At 47.5% G+C, this 6,246-nt stretch carries 2 protein-coding genes and 1 pseudogene; all 3 read left to right on the top strand.

Annotated features, from left to right (window positions below; all coding sequences use genetic code 11):
* Positions 1-985 (top strand): annotated as a pseudogene (locus ACOJTG_RS01640) (SusC/RagA family TonB-linked outer membrane protein); the annotation flags it as partial.
* Between the two features lie 21 nt (positions 986-1,006).
* Complete coding sequence (locus ACOJTG_RS01635; RefSeq protein WP_420152212.1) at positions 1,007-2,470, top strand: RagB/SusD family nutrient uptake outer membrane protein; 1,464 nt, start codon at positions 1,007-1,009, stop codon at positions 2,468-2,470.
* 698 nt (positions 2,471-3,168) lie between these two features.
* A partial coding sequence (locus tag ACOJTG_RS01630) for a SusC/RagA family TonB-linked outer membrane protein (RefSeq protein ID WP_420152211.1) occupies positions 3,169-6,246 on the top strand: 3,078 nt, incomplete at its 3' end.

The following is a 6,246-nucleotide window of genomic DNA, read 5'->3' as shown; positions in this document are numbered from 1 at the left end:
AACGGGTTTGCCGACCAGTTCAAACATTGGACCCAACGTAGGTCCTCCGTTGAACGTGGGTGCCATGTACAACAAAGGTCTGGAAGTAGCCCTGAACGCCCGTATCATCAATACGGCGGACTTCCAGTGGAATTCTAGCTTTAATATCACGTTCAATAAAAACGAAGTATCAGCCTTAGCTCCGGGAATCAATGTATTGCAAACCGGAACGAGTGGCTCTGAAACGGTCAACCAAACGGCTCCCGGTTATTCACTGGGCTACTTGTGGGTAGTACGTACGGCTGGCGTAGATCCGTCTACGGGTAAGCGTATTTTCCTGAACTCGCAGGGAGACAAAGTTTACTATCAGTACTACGCTCCTTCGGGCCAGTTCAATTATTCGACTACTCCCGATGGACTCACCCGTTACGTAAGCCCAACCGGTGGAACGTCGATTACGCAGGCGGCTGACGGGGTGATGTACGCGAACGTAGTGCCGAAGCAGTACGGTGGCTGGGATAACAACTTCAAGTACAAAAACTTCGATTTGGGTGTCATGCTGACGTATCAGTTAGGCTTCAACGTGTACTACGGTACGAATGCGGGTCTGCACGATCAGCGTTGGTGGAATAACCACTCAGACGTTCTGACCGATGCCTGGATGCAGGAAGGAGATGCGGGTAAAAAATACGCCCGTCCGGTCTACGGTGACAACGTATCCAACGGTTCAGCAATGCCCATGGACATCAACGTATTCAAAGGTGACTTCCTGAAACTACGTAACCTGACCTTAGGTTATACGCTGCCTTCTTCACTGGCTACGAAACTAAAAATGAACAGCCTGCGGGTATACGCCAGCGGACAAAACCTGGCCATCTGGACGAAGTATCCCGGTCCTGATCCGGAAGTATCTTCGAATGGTAACAGCACTACGGGTCAGGGCGTTGACCGGAACACCGTGGGTAATGCCCGTACCATCACGATTGGACTTAAAGCTGGTTTTTAATTATCAACAGACGAGACTTTCATGAAAAAGCACTTCATATACGCTTCTATTCTTTGCCTGACCGGATTAGGTGCCTGCAATAGAGATTATCTTTCCCCTACACCCGAAACGTCGGTAGCTATTGACGAATCGTTGAGTACGCCCAGCCGGGTTAATACGCAGTTGCTCTCCCTGTACGCAGCCCTGAAGGCAGGTAACTTCTACGGCGGCCGATACGTTATTTACGGAGACATTCGGGGGGAAGACTTTATCAACGAAACGTCTAACCTGATTACGGGCTCTGACGTATGGGCTCTCAACGCGACCAACAGTACGACGGCCATTACGAACCTCTGGTCCTACGCGTACCTGACGATTAACCGGTGTAACCTGTTTATTGATGGTATGAATGCGGGCGGAAGTGCTCTGGTTGGAGCCGAAACGGCTGCTCAGTACTTAGCCGAAGCCAAGTTGATTCGGGCCTTGAGTTACTACAGCCTTTTGCAGTTCTATGCTCGTCCTTATGCCGATAATAAAGGGAACAATCCCGGCTTGCCTTTACGCTTAACGGGGATCTCGACCTCCGGATCGTCCGCTCTGGCCAGAAGTTCGGTAGCCGAAGTATATACGCAAGTGTTAGCTGATTTGAACGAAGCTGAGGCCAACCTGCCTGCTTCGTATTCTCCTGCGGCTACTAATACAACCCGTGCTCACAAAAACACGGCGATTGCGTTGAAAACCCGGGTGTATCTAAGCATGCAGGATTACGCGAAAGTGGTTACGGAAGCGAATAAGATTGTGACCTCCGCCGCTCCGTTTACATCTCCAACGGGTGTAGCTCATGCCTTACAGTCGAACATTACGACGGTATTCACGAACTATACGACAACGGAATCCATCTTCTCCCTACCCATGACGGTTACGGGAGGAGATAACCCAGGAACGCAAAACCAATTGGGGTACTATTTTTCACCTACGGCAGCAAACGGTGGGGTAGGGAACCAGGAGTATTCGCTTAATCCGAATGGCATTATTGCGAATACGAACTGGAAAGCGAGTGACACCAGACGTTCCTTTGTTGCTACCACCAGCAATGGAAAACGCTGGCTGACAAAGTACAAAGCCCCCAGCCCGTATACGGATTATGTACCGGTCATTCGTTACGCCGAAGTACTGCTGAACCTAGCCGAGGCCCGCACGCGTACGACGAACAGCGTAGATCCGCAGGCGGTCGCTCTGCTTAATGCCGTTCGCAACCGTTCGGATGCAACGACTACATTTACAACGGCAAGTTTTGCCTCAGCTACGGAGCTTATCGATGCCATTCTGCTCGAAAGAAGAATTGAGTTTCTGGGTGAAGGCTTACGCAACAATGATCTGATGCGGTTGTTACAAACCATTCCGGCCAAGGGTACAGTGCCCGCGAAAAGTTCGTCCGAAAACGGATACATCTGGCCCATTTCATCTTCAGAATTAGCCCTGAACCCGCTGGCGAAGGATAACTAATTTTCTTCTTATTCGCTTTTAGTAAGGCGGCTTGTTCTTCGGAACAGGCCGCCTTTTTTCTTGTTAGTCTCTTCTTCTTTTTTCCGTGAATTCTATACTTTCTGCCGAAATGTAAGATCAAGAACATTGTCGAATAATAGTACTAAATACTCAACCCATATTGGAGGAGCAAATTTTGCTTTTTCACGCATTTTTGAAGTCAAGAAACATTGGACAACTTCAGTAGTACCAAAATTTAATTTCTTTAAAAATTTTAAAATATGGTATGTTTTAAGGTGATCTAGTAATCAGTTTATCAAAAATTCTGCGTTTAGGGGGTATTTTTTAGCATTTTTGAAAATTCCAGCATTAGATTTCTTCTCTGAAGTATAACTACACAAATAATATTTTACAGAATTTTATTCGGATATATATAGCAAACAGCTAATTTTGTAGCCCCTTTTTAAACGACCTCTTCGTGAAGGTTGATTTTTAAGTATAAAAACTCACATTTAAAATCAATAACCTAAGTACTTAGTCATTTCTCACTTCATCATTATTCAAGCTATGCCTAACTACTACACGTTTTCATCTTCGAGAAAGATTTTGCTTTCATTACACTCATTTATCTGCTAGCATTCGCTGGATTCTCAGATAAATAAGGTTCTGCTTCTCTTGTTTTTCTTTTTGTTTATTTCTTAACCAATTCATCCACAACCATGAAGAAACTTTTATTCTTCACTTTTCTGATGCTATTCGGGTGGATCGCCCAGGCACAGGATCGCATCGTAACGGGTACCGTTACGGCTTCCGAAGATGGAGCACCCATTCCTGGGGTTACTGTTGTTGTTAAAGGCAGTAACACCGGAACCAATACAGACGCGAAAGGTACCTACCGGTTAACCCTACCTGCGAATGGTACGACACTGGTATTCAGTGCGGTCGGCTTCGGTCGTAAAGAAGAGGAAATCAATGGCCGAACGACGATTGATGTCATTCTTCAATCGAGTGTTGAATCGCTGAACGAAGTGGTAGTCACCGCTCAGGGTATCGAAAGAGATACGCGTTCGTTGGGATATGCTACTCAAAATGTAAATGGTTCGGCGTTAGCCCAACGCTCGGAACCCAACGTTTTGAACACGCTGCAAGGTAAAGTAGCCGGGGTCAATATTACGAGTTCTTCTGGTGCTCCGGGTTCTTCTACGAACATCAACATCCGCGGGATTACTTCCTTCAATGGTAGTAACCAGCCGCTCGTCGTTGTAGATGGTATCATCTTCAACAATGACGTAGACAACTCCCAAAATACGCTTTTTGGCTCGCAGCCTTCTAGCCGTCTCGCCGACATTAGCCCTGAAAGTATCGAGTCCATCAACGTACTGAAAGGCCCTGCCGCTTCGGTATTGTATGGTTCCAGAGCTTCCGCCGGGGTAATTGTCATCACGACCAAGAGCGGAAAAGGCTTAAATGGTAAAACCGAGGTTACGTTTAACTCTTCGGTAAACTGGCAAAATGTTGCGTATCTGCCTAAGCTTCAGAACCAGTACGGACAGGGTACGCAGAACAACTACGTAAACAACAGTACGAATTCCTGGGGACCTGCGTTTGGTACGCCTGGTTTCGAAACGGTACAGAACTTCCGCGGAGAATCGGTTCCCTACCGGGCTTATCCGAACAACATCCGGGATTTCTACAAAACGGGAACCATGTTCCAGAACGCCCTGAATATTGCGGGTGGCGATCAGAACAACAACTTCGCGGCTACGATTTCCAGTACCATTCAGAATGGGGTTATTCGGGAGAGTGATTTTGATCGTCATAGCGTACAAGTGGGTGGAAACAGCAAGCTGAAAAACGGTATTAAACTGGGCGGCACCATCACGTATGTAAAGTCGGCTCAGAAAAATACGCTGATGGGTAATGGCGGTAGTGCTTTTGGACAGATTACGCGTATTCCCAGAAGTTACGATCTGGTAAACACCCCGTATCTGGATCCACTCACGGGTGAAGATTTTTACTTCGTGAATGGTCAGAATCACCCCTTGTGGAGCATCCAGAATACCTTCTTTAACAGCAACGTTGACCGTGTTTTTGGTAACCTTTCCGTCGGATACGACATCACCAATTGGTTAAACGTTAGCTATCGGGTTACTGCGGATACGTATACGGACAACAGAAAGCAGGTTCAACGCGTAGGAGCGGCCCGTGCCCCCCAGGGCCAGATCGATGAAGATCTGCGTTTCCGGTCGGAGCTGAACGGTGACCTGTTGATCACCGCCAAGAAAAATGACCTGTTTGTACAAGGCCTGAACGCGAATCTGTTGTTGGGACAAAACCTGAACCAACGGTCGTATAGAGAATCAGGCGTTGTTTCGCAATCCTTGGCGATTCCTGGTTTCGATAACGTGGGTGTAGGTTCGGTATTCACCAGTTCCTACGCGTCTACCAACAGACGTCGCCTCGTTGGTCATTACGGCCAGCTTTCGTTGGATTACAAATCGTATCTGTTCCTGGAGTTATCCGGCCGGGTAGATCAGTCTTCCACCTTACCGAAGAATCAAAATGCCTATTTCTATCCTTCGGCTGCCTTAAGTTTTGTACCGCTTGAAGCCTTTAACGTGAAAACGGATGCGGTTTCTTACTTGAAGGTGCGAGGAAACATTGCCCGGGTAGGTCGTGATGCTGATCCGTATCGCTTACAGTCCTTCTTTACTTCGGCAACTTTCGGTAACAACGTAGCGGATATAACCTTCCCTCTGAATGTGGGCGGTACTAGCCTCCCCGGTTTTCAACCCGATGGTCGGATTGGTTCTTCGAACTTAAAACCTGAGTTTGTGAACTCGTTTGAAGTAGGTCTGAACGTAGGCTTCTTCAATAATCGTCTGGGTGTTGACTTTACGTACTTTAATACCAAAAGTACCAGCCAGATCTTTAACGTAGCGATCTCAAATTCCAGCGGTTACGATACTCGCACGACGAACATCGGCGAAATGCAGAACAAAGGGATTGAATTACAGCTTTCGGCTACGCCCATTCGTACCTCTTCCTTCAAGTGGGATGTTCTGTTGAACTTCACGCGTATTCGTAACAAAGTGATTGCGATCTCGGAAGGTGTTAACAACTCCAACATTACGGGTAACAGTTTCTCCGGTATTGCTCCTTCGATTGCCGTCGGTTATCCGTATGGCGTAATCATCGGAACGGCTAATGCCCGTACCGAAAGTGGTGAATTACTGATCAACCCCAATACGGGCTTATTTATGCCAGGTATTGCCGGACAAGTAATCTCGAATCCGCAGAAAGACTGGGTAGCTGGTTTAACGAACAACTTCTCTTACAAAGGTTTTACGTTGTCCGCACTGGTGGATGTCAACAAAGGTGGACAAATCTATTCCTTCTCTCAGGTAGATATGCGTAGTGCCGGACAGACTGAAATTACCGGTGTTGATCGTAACCAGCCTCGCATTTTACCCGGCGTTATTCGCAATGCCGATGGTACCACGCGTCCGAATAACATTCAGATCTCCGCTCAAAGTTACTGGCAGGGCCTGGGTGGCTTAGCTTCCGAAGGAGCCGTATTTGACGCAACGGCGTATCGTCTTCGGGAAGTTGCTCTGAACTACTCCCTTCCCAGCTCGCTGCTAAGTCGTACGCCTTTTGGCAACATCAGCATTGGCGTGAGTGGCCGGAACCTGTGGATGTACGCTCCTGGTTTCCCCAGCGATCCTGAAATCAATACGCAAGGAGCCGGTAACATTCAAGGTCTAGACCTGAACGGTATTCCTACTACACGCAAT

The organism is Siphonobacter sp. (assembly GCF_048595215.1).
Classification (GTDB): Bacteria; Bacteroidota; Bacteroidia; order Cytophagales; family Spirosomataceae; genus Siphonobacter.
This window is presented reverse-complemented; position numbering and strand designations above follow the sequence as displayed.